We start from the raw sequence: 23,373 nt of genomic DNA on the forward strand, positions 1-23,373 counted from the left end.
AGGACAATCACGACATGTCGCAAGATCAGATCGAGGTCAGGCCCGGCTCCCCAGTCGAGCTCGGGGCGAACTTCGATGGCGAGGGTACCAATTTTGCGCTGTTCTCGGCCTATGCCGATCGTGTCGAGCTATGCCTGTTTGATGACAGCGGCAAGACAGAGACGGCGCGCATAACGCTTCCGGAGTATACGGACGAAATCTTTCATGGCTATTTGCCGGGAATTCGGCCCGGGCAGCGCTATGGCTACCGCGTGCATGGCCGGTTTGCACCGGAAGAGGGGCACCGCTTCAATTCTCACAAGCTCCTGCTCGACCCATACGCTCGCGAATTCGCAGGCAGCATCGACTGGAATGAGGCCCATTACGGCTATGATCTAAACGCCGGCGACGATCGCGATCTCAGCTTCAGCGAACTCGACAGCGCGCCTTTCATGCCCAAATGCGTCGTCTGCGACTGGAAGGCCGATCCGAAGCCTCCGGTCAAGCCGCTCGTTCCCTGGGACCGAACCGTCTTCTATGAAACGCATGTCCGCGGCTTCACCCAGCTCCATCCGGCCGTGCCGGAAGCCGAACGCGGCACCTTCGACGGGCTGCGTCATGACCAGGTGATCGACTACATCCGCAGCCTCGGCGTCACCTCGGTCGAGCTGCTGCCGATTCACGCCTATCTCGACGACCATCACCTGATCTCGAAGGGCCTCTCGAATTATTGGGGCTACAACAGCATCGGCTTCTTCGCGCCGATGCCTCGCTATGAGGGCAGGACGGGCCTGGCCTCCTTCCGCGAGATGGTGAGGGCCTTCCACGATGCCGGTCTCGAGGTGATCCTCGACGTGGTTTACAACCATACCGCGGAAGGCAACGAGCTCGGGCCGACGCTCTCGTTCAAGGGCATCGACAACTTCTCCTACTATCGGACGATGCCAGAGGAACCGCGCTACTACATCAACGACACCGGTACCGGGAACACCGTCAACACCAGCCATCCGCGCGTGCTGCAACTGGTGATGGATTCCCTGCGCTACTGGGTCGAGGTTATGGAGGTCGACGGCTTCCGCTTCGACCTCGGCACCATTCTCGGCCGCGAGCCGCATGGGTTCGATCCGCGCGGCGGCTTCTTCGACGCGATCGGCCAGGATCCGGTGCTTCGTAAGGTCAAACTCATCGGCGAACCCTGGGACATTGGTCCGGGCGGGTATCAGGTCGGGGGTTTCCCGCCGGGCTGGGCCGAATGGAACGACAAGTACCGGGACACGATCCGCGCCTATTGGAAGGGCGAGGAAGGTATCATCCGCGACCTCGCGGCGCGGATCACCGGGTCGGGCGACGTTTACGACCAACGCGGACGGCGGCCCTGGGCGACCGTGAACTTCATCACCGCCCACGACGGCTTCACGCTGAACGATCTGGTTTCGTACAACGACAAGCACAACGAGGCGAATGGCGAGGACAACAAGGATGGCCACGGCCATAACCTGTCCTTCAACCACGGCGCCGAGGGACCAACCGATGATCCCGGCATCCTCAGCGTCCGCCAGCGCCAGAAGCGCAACATGCTTGCGACACTACTCCTGTCGCATGGGACGCCGATGCTGCTCGCCGGCGACGAACATGGGCATTCCAACCATGGCAACAACAATGTCTACGCCCAGGACAACGAGACGGCCTGGATGCGCTGGGAAGAGATCGGTGCCAGGGACCAGAAGCTCAGCGACTTCGTGCGGCGTGTCCTGCAATTGCGGGCCGAGCATCCGATCTTCCGCCGCGCCTCGTTTCGCGACGGCTGCCTGCTGCGCTGGATTAACCCGGCCGGCGGCGAGCAGCAGGAGGAGCATTGGGACGACCCCGGTGTCCTCGCAATCGGGCTGTTAATGCATATGCCGGATGTCGAGTCGGGCGGCGACGAGGCGCTCATGCTGTTCAACGCATTCGATGGCGAGGTCGTCTTCAAGATCCCGCCGCGCGTAAAAAGCGGGTCCTGGTCGGTGGTGCTGGACACCGAGACCGGCCCGAATTCGGACGAAGGGCGCAAGGGCCTCAAGGCCGATCAGGAGATCACGCTTTCACCGCGCTCGCTGATCGTCCTGATGTAGTCGCCGATATGGCCCGGTGTGAGCCGGGCAGCCACAAGCTTACGCTGCGCGCCGGCAGATCATCGGCCGCGTCCGCCGAGCTGAGCAGTCGAACCCAGCCTTGCTCGGCCTGCGCGAGCCGCGCGCCGACCCGGGTCCGGTTGATCGCGACGAGCACGTTGTCCGCCCGATCGCGCAGCAGCAGGCAAACCAGGTCCAGACTCTGCCAGTCCTCGTCCGCTATGGGCGAACCGTCCGGCTTGAGCCATCGCGCATTGGGCGGATCGCCGGTGCCGCTGAGGAATCCGTTACGGGACAGCAAGGGCAATTCTCGGCGAAGTCGCGAGAGATCAGCGGTGAAGGCGATCAGGCTGTCGTCGGCATTGGCCCAGTCGAGCCAGGTGGTCTCGTTGTCCTGGGCATAGGCATTATTGTTGCCGTGCTGCGTGCGACCGAGTTCATCTCCGGCAGTCAGCATCGGGATTCCGCGTGACGCGAACAGCGTTGCGAGCAGGGCTCGGACATCGCGGGCGCGATGCGCTGTGACCTCCGGCTCGTCCGTCCGGCCTTCCAGGCCGTTGTTCCAGCTGTGGCTGTCGTTGTCGCCGTCGCGATTGCTCTCGCCATTGGCCTCGTTGTGCTTGGCGGCGTAGCTGACGAGGTCGCCGAGCGTGAAGCCGTCATGGGCCGCGACGAAGTTGATGCTGGCATGAGGCCCCCGGTGCTGCGCAGCGAACAGGTCGGACGAGCCGGAAAGCCGCGTCGCGAGCGCGCCGGCCATGCCGGCATCGCCGCGCCAGAAGCGGCGGACGTCGTCGCGGAAACGCCCGTTCCATTCGGCGAAAGGAAAAGGGAATTCGCCGAGCCGGTAGCCGCCCGGACCAATATCCCAGGGTTCCGCGATCAAAACGGCTTGCGAGAGCGCCGGATCCTGCAGGATCGCCGCAAGGAGCGGCGCGTCAGGCGTAAAGCCGGCCGCCGTCCTGCCCATCACCGTCGCCAGATCGAACCGGAACCCGGCGACGCCCAGGCTCAGCCAGCACCGAAGGGCATCCATCGCCAGCCGCACCACCGGCGCACGATCGAGCGCCAGCGTATGGCCGCAGCCAGTGTCGTTGACGAGACGTCCGGGATCGTCCTGCGCATGGCGATAGTAGACGGCATTGTCGAGGCCGCGCAGCGAGATCGTCGCGCCCAGTTCGTCACTCTCGGCAGTGTGGTTCAGGACGATGTCAAGGAGGACGCCGATGCCAGCCTGCGCATAGGCGGTGCAGAGCTTGCGCAGGTCATCAACCCCGCCCGGAGCGAGCCGCGGATCGAGCGCAAAGAAGTTGACGGGGTTGTAGCCCCAGCCATTGCGCAGCCCCATTGGCGGCAGATGGCGCTCGTCCATCCATGCCGCGATCGGCATGAGCTCGACATGGCTGACGCCGAGACGGCGCAGATGATCGATGATGCGAGGTTCGCTCAGCGCGGCGAGCGTTCCGCGTAGCGTCTCCGGTACCGCCGGGTGGCGCATGCTGAACGCCTTCGCAGCGATCTCGTAGATGAAGCTCGGCTGTGCCGACTCGACGAAGAGCGGTGCGTTCTGCGCAACAACGATGCAGCGCGGCACGAAATCGGCCGTCTCCTCGCCATGCTGCGCGAGCCGCGAGTCCCAGTGGAATGGTCGGTCGATTGCCCTGGCGTAGGGATCGACCAGCAGCTTCGCCGGATCGAAGCGATGGCCGCGATGCGGCTGCCAGGGCCCTTCGGCCCGCAAGCCATAGCGTAGGCCGGGGCCGGCGCCAGGAAGCAGACCGTGATGGAGGTCACCGCTGCGGCAGGGCAGCGGCAATCGCGCGGTCTCGACCTCGCCGCTGTCGTCGAAGAGCGAAACCAGCACGCGCTCGCCATTTTGCGAGAACACGGCAAAGGCGACCCCATCTGCCGTCGCAGTCGCCCCGAGCTGCGGCGGTAGCCGGCAGTGGATCAGCTCTGCCGTCACCGCTGCATCGCCAGATCGCGCGGGCGCAAGGGTCAGGCCTGCGTCGGCTGGCCGAACGGCACGTGCCAGATGCGCTCGGCGTATTCGCCGATTGCCCGGTCCGCGCTGAACCAGGCGCAATGGGCCGTATTGGCGACCGACATATGCCACCATCGCGCGGGATCGGCCCAGAGCGCATCGACCCGTCGCTGCGCCTGGTGATAGCTCTCAAAATCGCGCAGCACCATGAACCAGTCGTTCAGGCGCAGACCTTCGACAAGATCGGCATAGCGGTCACGCTCGCCCGGCGAATAGGCGCCGCCGGCGACAGCGTCGAGGACACCTTCAAGATGTGGTGTCGCGCGAATGATTTCGGCGCTCGGTCGCGGATTGCGCTTGGCTATCTCGACCTCGTCCGCGGTCATGCCGAAGATCACGATATTATCGGCGCCGACGCGCTCGCCGATCTCGATGTTGGCACCGTCGAGGGTTCCGATCGTGACCGCGCCGTTCAGTGCGAACTTCATGTTGCCGGTACCGGAAGCCTCCATGCCGGCGGTGGAGATCTGTTCGGAGAGATCGGCTGCCGGGATGATCAGCTCGGCGAGGCTGACATTGTAGTTCGGCAGGAACACGACCTTGAGCCGGTCACGCGTGGTGATGTCATTGTTCACCACGGCGGCGACGTCGTTGATGAGGTTGATGATCGATTTGGCGGTGGTGTAGTTCGAGGCGGCCTTGCCGGCGAAGACCTTCACACGCGGGGGCCAGTCGCGATAGGGCTCGGCCCGGATGGCGTTATAGAGCGCGATCGTCTCGAGGATGTTGAGCAGCTGGCGCTTGTACTCGTGGATGCGCTTGATCTGCACATCGAAGAGCGCCTGCGGATCGACGACGACGCCGCAGTCCTGCTTGATGATCTTCGCGAGCCTGAGCTTGTTGTCGCGGCGGATGGCGGCGAGCCGCTCGTGCATCGCGCCATCGTCGGCATGAGCGCCGAACTGCCGGATCAGGCCGATGTCATCCGCAAGCCTGTCGCCGCAGATGTCCTGCAACAATCGCGACAGGCCGGGATTGGCGTTGAGCAGCCAGCGCCGCGGCGTGATGCCATTGGTGACGTTCGTGATCCGCTCCGGGAAGGTGCGGTGCAATTGGGCGAACACCGTCTCCTTCATCAGGTTGGAGTGAAGGGCCGAGACGCCATTGACCGTGTGGGAGCCGACGAAGGCGAGATGCGCCATGCGCACGCGCCGGCCGTGATGCTCGTCGATCAGCGACAGGCTTGCCAGGTCGGCGTCGGGCGAACGGCGGCGCACCGCGTCGAGGAAGCGCGCATTGATGCCGAAGATGATCTGCATATGCCGCGGCAGCAGGCGTTCGACCAACGCGACCGGCCAGGTCTCCAGCGCTTCCGGCAGTAGGGTGTGGTTGGTGTAGGAGATCGTCGCATTGGTGATCTCCCAGGCCTTCTCCCAATTGAACTTATGCTCGTCGAGAAGGAGCCGCATGAGCTCCGCGACAGCGAGCGAGGGGTGCGTATCGTTGAGCTGGATCGCCGCTTTCTCGGGCAGATTTTCGAGGCTGCCGAACTGCCGATGGTGACGATGGACCAGGTCCTGCAGCGAGGCCGAGGTGAAGAAGAACTCCTGCCGGAGGCGCAATTCCTGCCCGGCCGGCGTCGAGTCGTTGGGATAGAGGACGTTCGAGATCGCTTCGGCGCGATTGCGCTCTGCGACGGCGCCGACAAGATCGCCCTTGTTGAACGCGTCGAGGGAGAGCGGATGCATGGCGCGGGCGCGCCAGAGCCGCAAAGTTGTCGAATCGCGGCCGCGCCAACCTACCACCGGGGTGTCGTAAGCGACCGCAAACACCGTTTCCTCAGGTGTCCAGATAACCTGATCTGGCCCGCTTGCCGGGACCGAACCGCCGAAGCCGATGCGATAGGACGCCTCGCGCCGCTCGAACTCCCAGGGATTGCGGAATGACAGCCAGTCCTCCGGCCGCTCTATCTGCCGGCCGTTCTCGATGCCCTGCTTGAACAGGCCATGATCGTAACGGATGCCGTAGCCGAGCGCCGGGACGCCGGTGGAGGCCATAGCCTCCATATAGCAGGCGGCCAGACGGCCGAGGCCACCATTGCCGAGAGCAGCATCGGGTTCAATGGTCTCGATGTCCGGCAGGTCGACGCCGAGCTCACGCATAGCCCGCGTCATCGGCTCGGTCATCCCAAGATTGTTGAGCGTGTCGGCGAGCGAGCGGCCGATTAAGAACTCGAGCGAGAGGTAGTAGACCCGCTTGCGGCCTGTGGCGTAGCTCTCCCTCGTGCTTGCCTGCCAGACATCGATCGCATGGTCGCGGGTCGCGAGGATTCCCGCGGTCAGCCAGTCATGCGCTTGTGCGGCGGCAGGAGCCTTGCCTAGCGAATAGGTGAGTTTGCGCAGGATCTCGGATTTCAAACGATCGACTTGATCGTCCGGCTCGAAATGGACGGCTGCGGTCCGCTTGTCGGATAGATCGTTCAACCGCGATGTTCCTCTGCCTTTGAGAAGGTGTCGGCCAATGGCGCTGGTTGCCGGGCGTGAGTCTAGGAGATGAGGATGCGATCGCCAAGGGTGCGTGTGGCCCAGCTAGGGCATTTGTACTGACGTGCGCCGGAATGCCCGAGGGGCGATCTCCGTGATTGTGTCGACGCTGCGCATCGGCCGCGCCGCGACAGTAAGCGATTATCGCACCCGCGTGACATGACCCATCTTTCGCCCAGGGCGGGTTTCGCGTTTGCCATAGAGGTGCAAATGCGTGTTCGGTTCTCCAAGAAAATCGAGCCAGCGCTGGGTCGCATCGCCGACAATGTTCTCCATTTCGATGGTTCCTCGCCGCGCGACGGATCCTAGCGGCAGACCGCAAATGGCCCGCACATGCTGCTGGAATTGAGATGTGTTCGCTCCGTCGATCGTCCAATGAGCCGAATTGTGGACGCGCGGCGCGATCTCGTTGATGATGATACGTTCACCGGAACCGTCGCTGGTAACGAACATTTCGACTGCAATGACACCAACATATTGCAAGGCGTCGGCAATTTTTCTCGCAGCAGAAATCGCGATCTCTGCTGTTTTATTCTGAATATTCGCAGGTACATACGTGAACTGTAGGATGTGGTCGCGATGTACATTCTCGCAGATATCGAATGCGCAGAACTCTCCTACAGCGTTGCGCGCGGCCACAACCGAGATTTCGCGAGTAAATGGAATATAGGCTTCCAGAATCGCGGGAGCCCCAGACATTTCGTCAAAGGCTCGATTAAGGCCGTCGTTGGCCTCGATCTTGATTTGGCCCTTGCCGTCGTAGCCAAAACGTCTGGTCTTCAAAATGCAAGGCGAACCTAAAATTTGAACGCCGTGCGAGAGATCTTCTATGGTGTCAATGGCGTGGAAGGAGGCAACCGGCAAATTCAGGCCAGCAATGAATTCTTTCTCCAGCAGGCGATCCTGGGTGGTTTCCAACGCATCGGAATTTGGATGGAGCGGACGTCGACTTGCCAGTAATGCGGCTGTCTTGGCAGGAACATTTTCGAATTCATAGGTGATGATGTCGACGCTGTCTGCGAACGCCGCGAGAGCGACCTCGTCATCGTACTCGGCCTGCGTAACCTGAGCTGCAACGTCGCCCGCGGGGCAGTGCGGTTCCGGCGTGAAAATGTGGCTGGAGATTGCAAGCTCGGCGGCTGAAAGCGCGATCATGCGCGCCAATTGACCGCCACCCACGATGCCTAACCTGCTTCCAGGACCAAAGACATTCGGCATCGACTTCACTGCAAGCTCCTGCGTGACTGACTGGCTCGGATGATTCAGCCTTCGCATCTGCTCCAGGCTGACCCGAACAGCGTGTAGCTAACGCTCCGCGGTTGCGCCAGGCAAACCAGTATGAAGCCCACCGCTTGGTGTACGGACTGGTCCAACGAAAAGCCACCCTGCTTACGGACGTAGACCGGATGTTCCGGTTTCGCGATCGTTATCCCTATAAGGCGATCAATGAAGCTGCGTATTGCGACCGGAACAAGAAATCATGCGATAGCGAGACCCGCCGGAGCGAGATCTCAACGAGATCGCGGATCTGGCCGCCCGGCTTTGTAAATCCTATCGCGCTTGCCAGCCGAGTTGCCTTCACTTCTTCGCCAAGGTCATGCTGGACGCCAATTTCCATCATTGAGCGAGAGGCTACGAGGGATCCGCGCTTCAATTGCAGTCCGTTGGTAGGCGAGCTGCTTGCTCATCTTGCTTTCTGTGGGCGCACCCGCTGCCAGCTCTCGGACGACACGCAGAGCGATGCAGAGAAATGGCGGGCGATCGCAGGCGTACTTCCATTCGACGCCCGCCTAGAACTTGGTCAACTGCTCAAATTGTTTCCCATGCGGAACTCGCTCGATGCTCGCCCGTTGCAGCGCAGCATTCTGCAGCAGGGGCTTCTATGACCACCGACCAAGACCAAACCATGCTTCGTCCGCTCGTCAGCGCGGATTTCGCCAACCCCGCCGTCCTCCTCGCCGGGGAGGTGGACTATTCGATGTACGCATTCTTCAGGGACAGGCTGATGGCCGCCCCTTCTTCCGGTCTAGTCGTGATCGAGCTCAGCACTCTCGGCGGCGATCCCGAGGTCGCACGCATGATGGGCGAGGACATCCGTTTCAACAGCGAGATGTCACCGGAGCGCAGACTCGTCTTCCTCGGGAAGGCGGCGATCTATTCGGCAGGGGCAACCTTCATGAGCTTCTTCGCTCGCCAGAACCGTTACCTCACCCGCGGCACTCGTCTGATGATCCATGAGCGCAAGCTCGCGGCACAGGTCACCTTGGACGGGCCGCTCACCACCGTGGTCGCCAGCCTGAAGGCGAAGCTTCACGAAATCGAGCATTCGGTGAAGATCCAGAACGAAGGCTTCCAGAACCTGATTTCTGGCTCTTCGGTGACGATGGAAGAGTTGCTGCCGAAGGCAACCGAGAACTGGTACATCGAGGCGAACGACGCCGTCTCGATGGGGCTCGTCGAGGGCGTGATCTAATGCTCCCTCCATGCTGCCGGGATCGCCGTTCTCTCTAGGGTGTTCCTACGGGATGATCGAAGGCAAGTCGCCCTCAAGCCCGGCTGATCTGACGCGAAAGACCCATCGTGGGTTCGCGGAGGGCCTCTCGCTAGAAAAGAGAATCAAGCGGGCGAGGAACTGCTTTTGCCTCTTGCCGTTCGATAGAATGGAAGCGGGATCGGGGACGCAGCGAGATGCCTACCTACAACGTGCGCATGGACGTCGGCGAGGGGCCGGACCAGGGTGAGCTGATAGACTTTGCCGATGCAGATGCTGCCTGCCACGACGCGCAAGTGGCTATGGCAGAGGCAGCTAAGGAGACGGTGCCTGGAACCGATAAGGCTCATTTGGCAGTCGAGATCGATGACATGGATGGCGCCACGGTCTTTCGGGGCGAGATGGACTTCACGGGTCGAAAAGGGTGCGTTGCGGACCCGATCGATGAAGCTGCCGCACAGTCGCCGATCGGACCCCGCGAGTGAATGAGCAAGCCCATAGCCTTGGTCGTCGAGGAAGAACCGATCCTTATCTTCAACGCCGTCTACGCGGTTTGAGGTATTGGAGGCGCGGAACGCCGCCGGGCGGTCGGGATGCTTGAGAACCGCGACGACATCTGAGCCATCTCTACCAACGTAAACATGCCGGGATCCATAGCCGGCATGCGGCGGTCTCTAATCGTTGGCCCCCCGTCGTCATCTTCGCCTCGGGGCGCCTCAAGCCGAGAGCCGGCGACCTGACGGAGAACGTCCCCCTCATCGTCGAGCCATACAACGACCGACCGATGCACGCAGTTTTTGCGATCGTCGAGTAATCAATCGAATCGCCGATCGCCTCTCTGGTTCACTCGGCCTCAGACCGCGGCGGCCTCGTTAGGTTTCCCATGAACAAACCCCTTACTGACTGGAGCGACGTCGCCCGAGGCAGGAGTCGCTAATGCGGCCGCGGCGCTGCGAAGCCCGAAAGCAGCAATAGCCCGAGCCTTTCGCCAGCACGCTGGTGGCGCTCCGCGCGCGGCAGACGCGCAGCGCCAATACCAGCCTTTACCTCATCGCCCAACAGCGGACGTCAGCTTTGGCCTTGGAGGCTGTCGCGCGAGTACAACCCAGGTTTTCGGCGGAACTGGCCTGCATGTGCGCCTGAACATCCAGACATTGCCGATCGTTGACGTCACTGGTGACAGCGCGAGCGAATGGGCGGTGCAAGGCATGCCGAACAGCGTTATCGTTCCCAAGCCTTCGCGTGTGCTCAGATCGCCGCCGAAATGGGCGATATAATAAACGCAGCCGCTGGCCACGGAGGTTTCACAGGCGTCGCCGCAGCTTACTTCATTTCCGACGACCAGCCGAAATCGACGAACTCGCTGCGGGAATCGTAGCAGATATTACCATAGGACCGCAGATAAGCGTCGCGCCGGCTGGGATCCTGATAGACTGCAGCGGGATCTGCGAGATCGGCTTCGAAACCTAAGAGACTTTCCCGCGTCAAGGCTGTCGGCAGAATGTCGAGGCCCTGCGGTACGGATTTGCCCTCCAGCCAGTCGGCCGCGTGCTGCGCGAGCGCATAGCCGAAGATCGGTGACGCCAGGCTTATGCTGGCCTTGTAAGGCCCACCCTTGCGCATCTCGGCCAGTGCCTCCGGTTCGCCATCGATCCCGCCAATGAACTGTTCGTCACGGGCAAGCCTGGCCTCGCGCAGAGCCGCGAGCGCACCGAGAACGACGGTGTCCGCACCGAGGACGACGTCGATGCGTGAATGCGCCAGCAGAATGGTCCGCATCGTTGCCTCGCCGCCGGCCTTGTCGACCGTCCGGGGCGAGATATCGGCGATGATCCGCACGCCGGGGACTGCTTTCAGCGAAGCGCGGATGGCCACGAAGCGCTGCGCCAGAAACTGGTTGGTATCGTGCGTCAGCAGCACGACGCGAGCCTCGCCGCCCAACTTGGTTTTAATGTAGGCCGCAGCGGCGTCGCCCAGCGCCTTGCCTGTCGCCAGTTGGGGCGCATTCAGGATCGTCGTTGCCGGGGGGGGTACGATCGATCCGACATAGCCGCCTTGGGCGATGAATCGCCGGACGACCGGCGCCAACGTCGCGACGTCGATGGGAGCGGTGATGAGTGCGCCGGTGCGATCCGAGATTGCGCGCTGGACATGCTCGACCATCGTCGCAGGGTTGTTGTCGGCAAGCGCGATTTCGAAAGCGAGCCCGCGCTGCTGAGCTGCCAAGGTCATCCCCCGCGCCGCGCCCTGGACGAACTCTCGGTTGTTGTCCTGAGCGAAGACCAGAATCTTCCTCAATCCAGGAGGCGCCGCGCAGCGCGCTGCATTACGATCGAAGCTTCCGAAGACGCGCGGCGCTGTGATCCCGCGCGGCGCCTCCTGCGCCCAGCTGCGGGAGGGGAGGGCCATACCCAGCCCGATCGCTCCAAGCACCGTCCGGCGCGACACATTCATGGAGGCTTCTCGTTCCTTCATCCGCAGCTTCGGTTTCATCAGGCAGGCTCGAGTGACATCACCAGGCGGGCTTCCGTACCGGGGTTTCGGTTCGAATAATCGACTTCCGCCTTGAGCGAGCGCGCAATCGTCGTCACGATCTTGGAGCCGACACCGGTACCGCGCGCCGGCGTGCCCACCGACATGCCGATGCCATCGTCCTGGACTGCCACGAGGAGCTTATCGTCCTGCCTGCGAGCAAGCACACGAACCTCGCCCGGCTTGCCCTCATACGCGTACTTGACCGCATTGGTCACCCATTCGGTGACAACGATGCCCAGGCTGATGATGGCGTTGGTCGGAACGCGGACCGGCTCGATATCATGCTTTATCGTTGCGCCGAACCCGCCCGACGTCAGCGTCTGCTCCAACTGGTCCAGCAAGGCGGTCATATAAGTGTCCATCGCAACCGAAGTCACGTCTCCAGACGTGTAGAGATGCTTGTGGATTTCGGCGACGGCCTGGATGCGGGCGCTCGTCTCGTCGAGAGCCTCCTTAGCCACCTTGTCCGGAATGGCCTGCCGCTGCAGGCGGATCAGTGCGCTTACGAACGACAGATTGTTGGCGACCCGGTGGTTGACTTCGGTCAGCAGCACTTCTGCCCGGTCGCGAGCGCGGACGAGATCGTCGGTCCGCTCGGCAACCCTGATTTCCAGGCTGGCATTGGCTTTGGAAAGGTCGTCGCGGGCCTGAACAATCTCGCGCGTGTAGCGCGTGTAGGTGATCAGGACTCCGACCATGACGCCTAGGATCATGAGGCTCGCCAGAACGGTCCCGACGCGCAGCGCGAAGATGTTGGCCGTCTGGGTGCGAAGCCGGTCGGTCAGATTGTCTTCCGCCTCGATCACGATCGCCGAGAGGAAAACCTGGATTTCGTCCATCAGGGCCTTGCCCTGATTGTTGCTGATCGTGGCAGCCGCGCTTGCGATACCGCCCGCATCGCTTTCGCTCACGGACTTGTCCAGTTCGGTGATCCGCTGTTCGACCAGCAGTTTCAGCCGCGGCAGCATCGCCTGGAAGCGGGCGCTCGAGGCGAGGTCCAGCGTCAGCTGCGCGGTTTCGTCCTGTGCGACTAGCTTGGCGTTCTCATAGGGCGCCAGATAGATCTGGTTGCTGGTGAGGATGTAGCCCCTCTGACTCGATTCAGCTGCGAGAAGCGCTTCGCGGATGCTGACGGCGCGGTTGCGCAGCAAGCGTTGCGCGTCGACCATTCCTGCGTCGACCTGCGCTCTCTGGCTCAACCACACGGTCGCGCCGACGAGGCCCAGCAAGGCCACGGCGCCGATCATCAGGAAGATTAAGGTGGAGGTGATGAGGTATCGTCGTGAAATCGGCATTCCAGCGCGCCTTCGTTCCTAGCGCGGCAATCCCAAATGGGATGCGATGGGTCAGCCGTCCACACATCGATAGCGCAGCGGAAATTTAGCCGCAATGCCTGCAAGAGCGACGAATTTCCGTCAGCAATCTATGGAAACCCACGAGATGGGAGTTGTGCGCCAGGAGCTGACACTGGCACATTGCCGGAAAGCGGACATGCTGAGCTGTTGGTGTCGGCGTTCTTGCTACAACTAGGCGCGATGCTCGTCTCCTTCCGGATTAGAGCTCGCGCCTACCGCATCTATCCACACCGCGCGGCGATTCTGCGGGTTCAGTATTTTTGGAAGTGAAACGCTTGTGCGAAGGTCAGTTCAACCATGTCGCCGCGTCTCAGGCGCCTGAGATCGTTCTGGATGACGGGATCCGACACTATGTGGGTTCGCGCTCCGGCTGGTCCGACATAGTTCACGACACTCGTGGCCGGATCGAAGCTCTCGAACCTCGCCGTCACCGTCAGCGAGCGCACGACGAACTTTTCAGGCAGGTTCTGGAAGGACGGGTCGCTGGCCGCCTCCGTATAGATGATCGCGGGCTTGGCACCCTTGCGAGCGCGTCGAGCACCAAGGATCACGCCTTCGACGCGTTGAACCTCGACCCTATCACCGGGGCCGATGTTCTGCAGGTTGCCGAATACTTCCGGCACCGCGACCGGCCATGTTTGGCGGCCCTGACGGATGACCACGATGCGCTCAGCGGGGTCTACGGCGGCGACCTCGACATCAAGCCGCTCGACTTCCACCGGCCCGATACCGGCAACGATGACCGTTCGGCTGGTGACCGTCGGGTTGGTAGCACAACCCGCCACGCCCAGCGCAAGCGAAACTGCGACGATCACGCTCATGTTCTTCAACATCGACGTCTCCATTTGTGGCTTCTAGGAAGAATTGTCGATCGCCCCAGAAGAGGCGAGATCGAAAGCCGGTGGTTAGCGCCTGCCAGCTCGGTTTACCGGTCCGCCACGGTTCATCGGCGTGCCGGGACGTATTCCGACGCCGGCAGCGCCTAAACCTGGCGTTGCGACGGCGCGGCGAGCGACGGGGGCTCCGACCCGCGCGACGCAGCCTTTCGGAATGCCGACCGTCTTGCAGTAGACAACAGCCTCGGCGGGTTGGATCGAGGCTTGGATCATGAACCCGCTCAGCAGTGCCAAGGCCGAAAGGACAGAAAATTTCGTCGTCATGAGTGTCGCCTCCGCTGGTTTTGAGTGAGGGTATCGAATAGGTCTCCATTCGCTCCGCGTCGGCTCGCGCGGCTATTGCGCGATGATCCTCAGTGGGAGACCGAGGATTTTGATCGGTAGCGAAACGACCGCGCTCAGGGAGTCTCCTACTGCCTCCTGAGCGGCGCCGGGCTTCCTATCGACGCCCTGTGCCAATGCGCGCTCCAATTGCGGTGCGATTGCTGCGAGCTGAGCGAACTTGCCGTGATTAGACGAGTCCGTTGCCGCAACGTCCGACAGATCGATGACGACCGCGCCGAGTTCGGCAAGCTCCGCCGCGTTGCTCCCGGCACCGAGACGCTCCTGGCCTCCGGCGATGAAGCGCGAGGCGCTAAGCGCCTTATCGTCTTTCGACAGGACGATGAAGAAAGGCTTCCTGGGCTTGCCGAAGCGCCGCATCTGCGACTTGAAGACATCGAGGTCGATATCCGGCGCCGCGAGCACGAGGTTACCGAGCTTGCTGATCTGCGCCAGCCCGCCGGAGATCTTGATCTGCCGAAGGGCCTCAACGGTGACCCAGTTGCCCATCGAATGGGCCAGGATATTCACCTCGTCGGCATCGCTCGCGAAGATCAGGCGGATGGTCCGTTCAAGGTCGTCGCGTGCCGTCGTCGCGCTGTTGTTGTCATAGACGTACTGCGTCAGCTCACCGCGCGACGCCCAGGTAAACAGAACCGGCACGGCGGGCGACTTGGCATCGTGAACGACCTGGGCAAAGCGATAGAGGCCCTCGGCGAACATCGTGTTGTAGCCGTGGATGAACAGCATCACCTTGCGGTTGCCGCGGGGATGCGCCGCGAGTTGCGCATTGAGCGATCGGACGAACGCCCTCTCCCCGTCGAGATAACCGGCCCGGCGAACGACGAAATCGGTCTGGGCGTTGCCCGGCGCCGTCGAGGCCCATTCGATTTCGCCCGACTTGTGCCCGCGGGGCACCGATACCTCGATTCTGGCGAAATCGAGGGGAGTTGCGCGCTCGCCGCCGAAGAAGGTGCCCGGCCGCTCATCCCGCTTGCGGGTCGTCGCAACCAGGATCGTGTGGGCCGTCCCCTCTGCGTTAATCGCTGCGACCGGGACGAGGAAGCCGGTTTCCGGCCGGGTGCCGCAACCGGCGCCGAGTACCGCCACGACAAGCGCTGCGATGAGCCAGGTTCGAATTCTGACGTACGCCGCTGTGGCCATGCGCACTGCCATCTCCCCCGCTCTAGCCGAAAAGGCCGCCACCGCGCCGGGCAGCTGGCCTGTCGGAAGTTTGCTCTGGCCGCCTCGAAACACGGGATCAGCTTGTCCCCGTTTAGCAGAGGCGGAATTACCTAGCCTGTAGCATCCTGTATGTTCGGGGTGGTCGTGGCGCTCAGTGCTGCGGGGGAACGCCCCCAAAAGAGGTTTCCGCCGCCGTCTTGGCCGGCAATGGAAAGCCGGCCTTCCGCGCGCCCTCGGCCAGATGGATGGCATCTTCCGGCCGGTAGTTGCGCTTGGTCACCTCATGCTCCCAGTTCTCGAAGAATTTTGGGAGCAAGCGGAGGAACTCGCCTTTCGCCGCCGCCGCCTGTGGCTTCATGTCGAGCTGGGCGTAGATGATGGCGGCAACGAAATGGTAGAGCGGGAACTTGTTCAGGCTTGCTTGCCGGATTAGCGCTTCGGCGCGCCGATACTCGCGCTGCATATAAGCGTGATGGGCTAGGACCCCATGATAATAGTCCGAATGCGCGGGATTGCGGGCGAGGGCCTGCTCCAGCAGCGCCGTGCCGCGGGCCCAGGCGCCGACTTGCCCCATGCGCGTACCGAGCTCGGCGAGCAGCTCGGTGTCATTCGGATTCAAGGCCACGGCCCGCTCGCCGATTTCGAGCGCTTCCGCCGGTTGCTGGGTGAAGAACAGCGCCATCATGAGTGCCTGTAGCGCCCGCACATTTGCGGGATCGAGACGGATTGCGCGGCGCGCCGCGTCTGTCGAGCGCTGAATGGCCGCTGGCGAGCCTGGCCTCGGGTTGAAGCCGAAGCGGTCTTCGTCGAGATACAAGATCGATAGCATCGCCCAGCCGATTGCGTAGCCGGGATTGGCGGCAGCGGCCTTTTCGAGGCAGCCGCGGACGGCACCATGGCTCTCGGCGGAGAGTGTAGTTCGATAGGAGTAGAACCTCAGGGAGCAGGCATAGGCCTCGAGATTGTCTGGCGCCTTCGCGCCGGTCCGTAGTTCGTCGGCCTGGAAGATAATGCCGTAGGGTTGCGCAATGGCGGTGGCGACTTTCTGCGCCACATCGTTCTGGATCGTGAGGAGATCGCGCACGCGCAGGTCGTTGTCATAACTCTGGGACCACAGCACTGCCCCAGTCCTGGCATCGAGCAGCCGGCCAGTGACGCGCAGCTGACTGGTCGCGGCGCGAACGCTTCCCTCCAGAACATATCTGGCACCAAGCGTGCGATAGATCTGCGCGGCATCGGCGCCGGGCGGGATGTTCCGAGAGGTTTCGCGCCCGAGGACCAACAGTTCCTTGAAGCGCGCGACCTGGCTCATCACCTCCTCAGTCAGCCCTTCGGCATAGATCTTCGCCTCCGGGATATCGCCGAGATTGACGAACGGCGTGATGGCAAGAGTCGATACCGCCGGGGCTTCGATCGTCGGCTTGGGACCGTCGCGTGAGCCGCTCAACAGGGCGATACCGATGAACAAAATGGCAGACAGGACGACGCCGGCTCCGAGCCAAGCTATACGTCGCTGCGGCGGCGGCAAGGAAGCCGTGTCTGGCGCAGGCGACACTGGGGCTAACGGCGCGGCCTGCCGGGCCGCACGCAACTCGAAAAGCGGCACATAACCGCCCTTTGGAATGGAGATGGTGACGGAATCCGCCGACCCGGCAGTCAAATAGTAGCGCTCCAGCGCGCGCCGCAGTCGCCCGGCCTCGATCCGTACAACCGGGTCGTTCTGGGCATCGAAAGCGGAATCGCGGTCGAAGACCTCCGTTCCCACGGTATAGGCCTTGATGCGTGCCGCGCGTCCCGCCAGCGTTTCCTCGACAATATAGCGCAGGAACTTCTTGGCCCGGCCCGGGATGTTGAATTCGGGACTCGCGGTAAGCCGATCGAGCTCGGCCCGCACTTCGCTTGCCGAAGGCAACGCGCGCGCCTGTCCCGCGTCCTCGGCAATGCTGCGGCGGTCGAGCATGGGACCCCCCCCCGATCCGTTGCAACATTGCGCCAGCGTATCCTACCGTAAACTACTCCCGAGTTGCCGGCTACAGCGCAATGCTCCCGATCGAGAGGCGGCGCATCCGCATCGTCTCGAGCAGCTGTCCGGTTTTATCATGTATCGAAACCTGCTGGTCGCCGTCGCCCATTTTCCGGATCGAGGACATGCCATCGAGCAACTTGCTAGGACGAACGAGGAATTCTGTACGCTTTGTACCGATCTCGCCGAGGCCAAAGCAGCACTTCTGCATTGGGAGCAATCGTCCTCTCCCGTCAAGGACGATCGCATCCTCGAATACCGCAGCCTGATGAACGAACTCGCGGCCGAGGTCGAGGCGACGCTGGATCGCTATCGATAGGGCCTGCCAGCGAAAGTTCGGTCCTCTATGCCTTCCACGACTTGGACGCGCCGCCTTCAAACCTGAACCGGTGGCGGATCCGAAAAGCCGTTTGTCCGAACTACCGAACCAAGCTCGGGCTCAGCAGGCCCGACACGCGCAAAGAACAACCGCCCGGAGAACACCATGATTGTCAGGATCGCCGCCCTCGTTCTGAGCTTTCTGCTGGTTGGCGGAGGCGCCTACGCACAGGCCCGCCCCAGCGGCCCGCCAAGCGCCACTGTTCGCATCAAGCAGCTCCAGGTCGCCTTTATCGGCTCCGGGGCGATCGGCGGCGGCACGCTCCGCTTCCGCAACCGCAGCTATGACATCACCGTCGGCGGACTCGGCATCGGCGGCATCGGCGCGTCGCGGCTGACGGCGACCGGTTCGGTTTATGGCCTGAACCAGGTCGAGGATATCGCGGGCGCCTATGTCCAGATCCGCGAGGGATGGGCGATCGGCGGCCAGGGCCGCGGCACGCTCTGGCTGCGCAATGCCAAGGGCGTGATGATGCGCCTCGCGACGCAAAGGAGAGGCCTGCAGCTTTCGTTGGGCGCCGACGGGGTCCTGATCGGATTTAAGCAGTAGGTCTGCCAGTAGATTCCCAAAGCCAGGGATGTCCCCATGAACGCCGCCGTGAACCCCGCCGCCCCTCACCACCTGCCGAGCTTCATTACCGCACCGGGGGGAACGGACTACCTTATGGTGGTCGCGGGGATCGTCCTTCTCGGAGCTGTGCTGGGCATCGGCCTGCTCTTCCTACGCCTGCACACCTTGCCCGAGCGGATGGCGCATAAGACGCACAAGATCCAGTTCGAGATCGTCGCCGTTCTCGGGCTGCTCGCGCTCTTCACACATGTCCATGCCTTCTGGGTCGCCGGCCTGCTGCTCGCTCTGATCGACCTGCCCGACATTCCAGGGATGTTCGGACGGATGGCCGGCTCCCTTGAGAAAATCGCCGATATCGCGCCGGGCCGGGGTGGCGACGCGGCATCGGACGCGGAGGCCGCCCTGCGCGGGCCGGGGGGGAACGCGCGGGACGCGAGCGCCGGCATCGAGGAGAAGAACCATGCTTGAGCTTCTCGTCTGCGCGCTCTTCACCATCGTTCCGGATTACCTCTACCGCCGATACGGCCAGGGCAAGCGGTTGGGCAAGGAGATCACGTTCTATTCGGTCTGGTTCGAATTGCGCTGGGGCATCGTCACCTGCGTGATGCTGACCGTCGGCCTGATCACGGTGATCTTCTACAACCATCCGTCGACGAACAGCGCCACGGTGTTCTTCCGGAGCGTGCCGATCGTGCCGGAGATCAATGGCCGCGTCGCGCAGGTCCATGTCGGTTACAGCGCGAAGGTCGAAAAGGGCGCGCCGATCTTCACGCTCGACAGCAAGAGCCAGGAGGCGGCCGTCGAGGCCGCTCGGCGCAAGATCGCCGAGGTCGAGGCGACGCTGGTTGTCGCGAAGGCCGATATCCTCGCTTTCGACGGCAAGATCCAGGAGGCGAGGAGCGCGCTGCAGCAGGCACTCGACGAACTGCAGACCAAGCGCGAGCTCAGGCAGCGCAACGAAAATGTCGTCGCCACCCGCGAAATCGAGCGGCTCGAGAACATCGTGGCGGGGCGCGAGGCCGCTGCTGCGTCTGCGACGGCTTCGCAGGCGGCAGCCCAGACCAAGATCGCGACGCTGCTGCCGGCCGAGCGCGCCAGCGCCGAGGCGGCATTGGCGCAGGCCGAGGTGGAATTGGGCAAGACCGTGGTACGGGCCGGCTTCACCGGGCATGTCGAGCAGTTCACTCTGCGGGCCGGCGATATCGTCAATCCCTTCATGCGCCCGGCCGGGACCATCATTCCGGCAGAGGCGGGCCGGGTCGGATTGCAGGCCGGCTTCGGCCAGATCGAGGCGCAGGTCATCAAGGTCGGCATGGTCGCCGAAGCTACCTGCATCTCGAAGCCGTGGACGGTGATCCCGATGGTGGTGACGGGTGTGCAGGACTTCATCGCCGCCGGCCAACTCCGCAGCGGCGAGCAGCTGATCGACGCGCAGCAGGTGGTGCGCCCGGGGACGATCCTGGCCTATCTCGAGCCGCTCCACCCGGGCGGGATGGACGGCGTCACGCCGGGCTCGAGCTGTATCGCCAATGCCTATACCAGCAACCACGACGTGATCGTGGCGAAGGACACCGGCACCTTCCGGCGCATCATCCTGCATGCGGTGGACGCGGTCGGGCTGGTGCATGCCTTGCTTCTGCGCATCCAGGCGCAGGTGCTGCCGATCAAGACCCTCGTCCTCAGCGGGCACTAAAGGCGAGCGGCCGAAGCCGCTGGTGACGAAAGAGTCTCAACAGGGGGGGGGCAGATGGGCAGTGATCGACTCGCGTCGCCGCGCCGTGCCCGTGGCGGACCACGAACCTGGCTCGATCATTGGCGAGACGGCCGGGTTGTCCGGCAAGCCGGCGCTGGTCGACGGCGTCGCGGTCGAGGACAGCGAGGCGATCGTGCTCGCCCCGTCCGATCTACGCGCGCTGCTCGTCGCCGACGCGATGCTGGGCGAGAGGATCACGAGGGCGTTGATCCTGCGCCGTGTCGAGCTGATCGCCAGTGGCGCGGGCGGGCCGCTCCTGATCGCTCCGGCGGATCATCCGGGCCGGGTTGCGCTGGCCAACTTCCTCAGCCGCAACGGCCTGCCGTTCCGCGCGCTTGATCCCAACATAGATCAGGATGCTGAGGATCTGCTGACAACGATCCACCCCACAGCGGTGGACTTTCCCCTCGCGCTGCTTGCCGACGGCACGGTGCTCAGGGCGCCATCCGAGACCGCGCTCGCGCAGGCGCTCGGCATGATCGGACAGGCCGACCCCTCCCGGATCTACGACGTCGCGATCGTCGGCGCGGGACCCGCCGGGCTCGCGGCCTCCGTCTATGCGGCGTCGGAGGGTCTGTCGGTCGTGGTGCTGGACCGGCGCAGCTTCGGCGGCCAGGCCGGCGCGAGCGCGCGGATCGAGAACTATTTCGGCTTCCCGACCGGGATCACCGGGCAGGCCCTGACGGCGCGCGGTTTCGTACAGGCGCAGAAATTTGGCGTCGAGATCGCAATTCCGACCACTGTCACCGCGCTCACATGCGGCGGCGCGGGCGGCGTTCACCGGCTCGATGCCGAGGATGGTCGCCGCTATTGCGCGCGGGCCGTCATCGTCGCGTCGCGGGCACGCTATCGCCGCCCGCCGATCGGCCGGCTCGCAGAATTCGACGGCCGTGGCGTCTGGTACTGGGCCTCGCCGATCGAGGCGCAGTTCTGCAGTCGGCAGGAGATCGTGCTCGTCGGTGGCGGCAATTCGGCTGGCCAGGCGGCCGTGTTCCTGGCGCAGCATGCCGCCAAGGTCAGGATGATGGTGCGCGGGCCCGGCCTCGCCGAAACGATGTCGCGCTATCTGATTGACCGTATCGCTGCTGACCCGCGGATCGAGCTCATGCCGCACACCGAGATCGTGAGCATCGATGGCGACCAGACCGGCCTGCGCGGCCTGACCTGGCGCGATCGGGTGACGGGCGAAGAGACGAGCGCGCCGATCCGCAACCTGTTTCTCTTCATCGGCGCGGATCCGGCCTCGGACTGGCTCGCGAGTTGCGGCGTAGCACTCGACGACAAGGGCTTCGTCGCGACCGACGGCTCGCTCGAGACCGACCATCCCGGCATCTTTGCGATCGGGGACGTGCGCGCCGGTTCGGTCAAACGCGTCGGCGGTGCGATCGGGGAGGGCGCGGCCGTCATCGCGCGGATCCATACCTATCTGGCGCGGCGATGAGAATCTGCTCCAGCCGCGCCCGCCGATCGCCGAACGCGGGACTTGAAGAAGCGAAACCTCACGAGGCGGAGCCATGAATGTCACCCCCGAGCCTGCCGAACCAAACCAGGAGAGCGTCTGGTCCTATCCACGCCCCGCCATCGCAGAGCCATGTGCGCGTCACATCGTGATCAGGCATCGCGGCGAGACGATTGCCGACACCAAAGCTTCAGTCAGGGTCATAGAGACCAGCCATCCGCCGACCTATTATCTGTCGCCGAATTGCGTAAAGGCGAGCCTGCTGGCGTCGCCGCATCGGTCGATCTGCGAGTGGAAAGGACAGGCGAGCTATGTCGACCTCGTGCTCGCGGACGATACCCTCAGACAGGTTGGCTGGCGCTATCCGTCACCTACGCCGGCCTTCGCAATGCTGGCGGGCTTCATCGCGTTCTATGTCGAGCCGTTCGACGAATGCCTGCTCGACGGGGAGCAGGTGACGCCGCAAGCCGGAGGTTTCTATGGCGGCTGGATCACGTCTCATGTTGCCGGGCCGTTCAAAGGGGTGCCCGGCAGCCGCTCCTGGTGAGGCATCGTGCCCGACAGTTTTGAATGAGCCGCTGGTTAACGCCACAGGTCGTGGACTCGGCCACGACCTTGCTTCGACAACGGTCCAAGCAGAAGACGTGCTCTTGACCGCCATAGGCTTCCCGATACCGTGTGGCTTCGGGGGCGATCATCATGCCTCAGACCAGATCCTTCACGCCGAGGACCGGCGAAGGGCCATGATCGTGAGCCATTACTCATGATGGTGCTGGTGCTTGTGATGCGGCATTTAACGGTCTCCAGCTCTCTGGACGGGGCGCCTTGGCCGAGCCTGGCCTTATCAGCCCGGTCTGTTTCCGGTGTGAACGCATTTTCGCGAGGCGCTGGCTGTGCGAGGACGACCGGCAGCCCCTCGCCTTGCAATCACTTCGGTGGGTTCTTGCTCAGCCACTCGCGCATCTCGGCGATCTCGCGCTCCTGATCCTTAATGATTTGCACAGCGAGCGCCTTCGTCGTTTCGTCCTTGGCATGGGCAAGGGCGACCTTGGCCATGTCGATCGCGCCTTGATGGTGCGGGATCATCTTGGCGCGGAAGTCGATGTCCGCATTACCGGTATAGGGCACGGCCATGTCCTGCATCATCTTCATGTCGGCGCTTTTGAAGTCCTTGGTCGATGCCGCGTCGCCGGGCGAAGGCATCATCGTCTTCATCATGGTCTGCATGGATTCCATGTTCATCATGCCCATACCCATGCCCATCTGGCCCATCGGCGCGGTGTCGGGAGCAGGGGCTGCGCCATGCCCCTGATGGGAGGATTGCGCGAGAGCGGGTCCGGCGAGGGCGAGGAGCCCCAGAGCAATCGAGATCGAACGTGTCATGTGTCGGTTCCTTCTTCCGAGTCAGTTGTTGGTGAAGCGCGCCTGTAGCGCATGGCCATCGGCCAGTGTGGCCGAGATCACGATACGGGCGCCCGCTCCCAGCGGTTGTGCGAGCGTGCCGACGAGCTTGTTGGGATCGACGGCCGACAGCGCCACCGTCGCGGTCTTGCCTGCGTCCTGGACGATTGCACGCGCCGCCTTGGTTCCCGCCGAGGCGAGCGGCTTATCGGCCGCGTCGGTGAGGTAGAGGACGAACTCGGTCCCCTTCGACACCATCTCGACATGGTGTCCGGCAACGTCGACCACGGGCCCGCCATTGGGGCCCGTCGAGACCTCGTGAGCCGAGGCCGTCGAGACAAACGAGGCGATGGCCCCGGCAATCATCAATCTGAGCATGTTGAAT

General features: G+C 63.3%; 20 protein-coding genes. 10 read left to right on the plus strand and 10 right to left on the minus strand.

What is annotated here, in order from left to right:
• Nucleotides 1-14: 14 nt before the first annotated feature.
• The gene (gene glgX / locus BMZ21_RS26265; protein WP_091841833.1) at nucleotides 15-2,093 is read left to right on the plus strand and encodes a glycogen debranching protein GlgX; all 2,079 of its coding nucleotides are present in this window, start codon (nucleotides 15-17) and stop codon (nucleotides 2,091-2,093) included.
• Here the strand turns inward: glgX (BMZ21_RS26265) and glgX (BMZ21_RS26270) are convergent.
• From glgX (BMZ21_RS26270) to BMZ21_RS26280, 3 genes are all read right to left on the minus strand, one after another.
• Entirely contained in the window at nucleotides 2,056-4,059 is a 2,004-nt protein-coding gene (gene glgX, locus BMZ21_RS26270) for a glycogen debranching protein GlgX (RefSeq protein ID WP_167561761.1), read from the minus strand. The genes glgX (BMZ21_RS26265) and glgX (BMZ21_RS26270) overlap by 38 nt on opposite strands.
• Nucleotides 4,060-4,091: 32 nt before the next feature.
• Nucleotides 4,092-6,560 carry a glycogen/starch/alpha-glucan phosphorylase gene (locus tag BMZ21_RS26275; RefSeq protein ID WP_091841836.1) on the minus strand — a complete coding sequence of 823 codons (2,469 nt, stop codon included), beginning with the start codon at nucleotides 6,558-6,560 and terminating at the stop codon, nucleotides 4,092-4,094.
• A gap of 201 nt (nucleotides 6,561-6,761) precedes the next feature.
• The gene (locus tag BMZ21_RS26280; RefSeq protein WP_091841838.1) at nucleotides 6,762-7,838 is read right to left on the minus strand and encodes a 5-(carboxyamino)imidazole ribonucleotide synthase; all 1,077 of its coding nucleotides are present in this window, start codon (nucleotides 7,836-7,838) and stop codon (nucleotides 6,762-6,764) included.
• 134 nt (nucleotides 7,839-7,972) lie between these two features.
• Between BMZ21_RS26280 and BMZ21_RS30095 the strand changes: the two genes are divergently transcribed.
• From BMZ21_RS30095 to BMZ21_RS26295, 3 genes are all read left to right on the plus strand, one after another.
• On the plus strand, nucleotides 7,973-8,506 hold the full coding sequence (locus BMZ21_RS30095; RefSeq protein ID WP_143079813.1) for a hypothetical protein: 534 nt from the start codon (nucleotides 7,973-7,975) through the stop codon (nucleotides 8,504-8,506).
• Between the two features lie 20 nt (nucleotides 8,507-8,526).
• Nucleotides 8,527-9,093 carry a Clp protease/crotonase-like domain-containing protein gene (locus BMZ21_RS26290; RefSeq protein WP_091841982.1) on the plus strand — a complete coding sequence of 189 codons (567 nt, stop codon included), beginning with the start codon at nucleotides 8,527-8,529 and terminating at the stop codon, nucleotides 9,091-9,093.
• Between the two features lie 215 nt (nucleotides 9,094-9,308).
• Complete coding sequence (locus BMZ21_RS26295; protein WP_091841843.1) at nucleotides 9,309-9,596, plus strand: DUF6894 family protein; 288 nt, start codon at nucleotides 9,309-9,311, stop codon at nucleotides 9,594-9,596.
• 838 nt (nucleotides 9,597-10,434) lie between these two features.
• On the opposite strand, the gene BMZ21_RS26300 is transcribed toward BMZ21_RS26295, so the two are convergent.
• The 5 genes from BMZ21_RS26300 to BMZ21_RS26325 all read right to left on the minus strand — a co-directional run bounded on the left by BMZ21_RS26300 (nucleotide 10,435) and on the right by BMZ21_RS26325 (nucleotide 17,363).
• On the minus strand, nucleotides 10,435-11,604 hold the full coding sequence (locus BMZ21_RS26300) for a sugar ABC transporter substrate-binding protein (protein ID WP_244544022.1): 1,170 nt from the start codon (nucleotides 11,602-11,604) through the stop codon (nucleotides 10,435-10,437).
• Entirely contained in the window at nucleotides 11,604-12,941 is a 1,338-nt protein-coding gene (locus tag BMZ21_RS26305; RefSeq protein WP_091841846.1) for a sensor histidine kinase, read from the minus strand. Before BMZ21_RS26305 ends, BMZ21_RS26300 begins: the two co-directional genes overlap by 1 nt.
• 311 nt (nucleotides 12,942-13,252) lie before the next feature.
• Nucleotides 13,253-13,834 carry a hypothetical protein gene (locus tag BMZ21_RS26310; RefSeq protein WP_091841848.1) on the minus strand — a complete coding sequence of 194 codons (582 nt, stop codon included), beginning with the start codon at nucleotides 13,832-13,834 and terminating at the stop codon, nucleotides 13,253-13,255.
• 399 nt (nucleotides 13,835-14,233) lie between these two features.
• A complete protein-coding gene (locus BMZ21_RS26320) occupies nucleotides 14,234-15,394 on the minus strand; it encodes an alpha/beta hydrolase (protein ID WP_244544023.1) in 1,161 nt (386 codons plus the stop codon).
• A gap of 160 nt (nucleotides 15,395-15,554) precedes the next feature.
• The gene (locus BMZ21_RS26325) at nucleotides 15,555-17,363 is read right to left on the minus strand and encodes a tetratricopeptide repeat protein (protein WP_091841853.1); all 1,809 of its coding nucleotides are present in this window, start codon (nucleotides 17,361-17,363) and stop codon (nucleotides 15,555-15,557) included.
• A gap of 139 nt (nucleotides 17,364-17,502) precedes the next feature.
• Here BMZ21_RS26325 and BMZ21_RS26330 point away from each other — a divergent pair, with 139 nt between their 5' ends.
• From BMZ21_RS26330 to BMZ21_RS26355, 6 genes are all read left to right on the plus strand, one after another.
• Nucleotides 17,503-17,745 carry a hypothetical protein gene (locus BMZ21_RS26330; protein ID WP_091841855.1) on the plus strand — a complete coding sequence of 81 codons (243 nt, stop codon included), beginning with the start codon at nucleotides 17,503-17,505 and terminating at the stop codon, nucleotides 17,743-17,745.
• Between the two features lie 165 nt (nucleotides 17,746-17,910).
• Nucleotides 17,911-18,354, plus strand: coding sequence for a hypothetical protein (locus tag BMZ21_RS26335; RefSeq protein ID WP_091841857.1), 444 nt, complete (start codon nucleotides 17,911-17,913; stop codon nucleotides 18,352-18,354).
• A 36-nt stretch (nucleotides 18,355-18,390) separates the two neighbouring features.
• On the plus strand, nucleotides 18,391-18,843 hold the full coding sequence (locus BMZ21_RS26340; RefSeq protein ID WP_091841859.1) for a hypothetical protein: 453 nt from the start codon (nucleotides 18,391-18,393) through the stop codon (nucleotides 18,841-18,843).
• Nucleotides 18,836-20,068, plus strand: coding sequence for an HlyD family secretion protein (locus tag BMZ21_RS26345; RefSeq protein ID WP_091841861.1), 1,233 nt, complete (start codon nucleotides 18,836-18,838; stop codon nucleotides 20,066-20,068). Before BMZ21_RS26340 ends, BMZ21_RS26345 begins: the two co-directional genes overlap by 8 nt.
• Nucleotides 19,974-21,569: an FAD-dependent oxidoreductase gene (locus tag BMZ21_RS26350; RefSeq protein ID WP_091841863.1), complete on the plus strand. Its 1,596-nt coding sequence runs from the start codon at nucleotides 19,974-19,976 to the stop codon at nucleotides 21,567-21,569. Before BMZ21_RS26345 ends, BMZ21_RS26350 begins: the two co-directional genes overlap by 95 nt.
• Nucleotides 21,570-21,642: 73 nt before the next feature.
• The gene (locus BMZ21_RS26355; protein ID WP_091841865.1) at nucleotides 21,643-22,134 is read left to right on the plus strand and encodes a DUF427 domain-containing protein; all 492 of its coding nucleotides are present in this window, start codon (nucleotides 21,643-21,645) and stop codon (nucleotides 22,132-22,134) included.
• Nucleotides 22,135-22,514: 380 nt separating this feature from the next.
• Here BMZ21_RS26355 and copM read toward each other — a convergent pair whose 3' ends face one another.
• A complete protein-coding gene (gene copM / locus BMZ21_RS26360; RefSeq protein WP_342029054.1) occupies nucleotides 22,515-22,859 on the minus strand; it encodes a CopM family metallochaperone in 345 nt (114 codons plus the stop codon).
• A gap of 132 nt (nucleotides 22,860-22,991) precedes the next feature.
• The gene (locus BMZ21_RS26365) at nucleotides 22,992-23,366 is read right to left on the minus strand and encodes a hypothetical protein (RefSeq protein WP_091841869.1); all 375 of its coding nucleotides are present in this window, start codon (nucleotides 23,364-23,366) and stop codon (nucleotides 22,992-22,994) included.
• Nucleotides 23,367-23,373 lie beyond the last annotated feature (7 nt).

The sequence above is a fragment of the Allobosea lupini genome (assembly GCF_900109525.1).
GTDB lineage: Bacteria > Pseudomonadota > Alphaproteobacteria > Rhizobiales > Beijerinckiaceae > Allobosea > Allobosea lupini.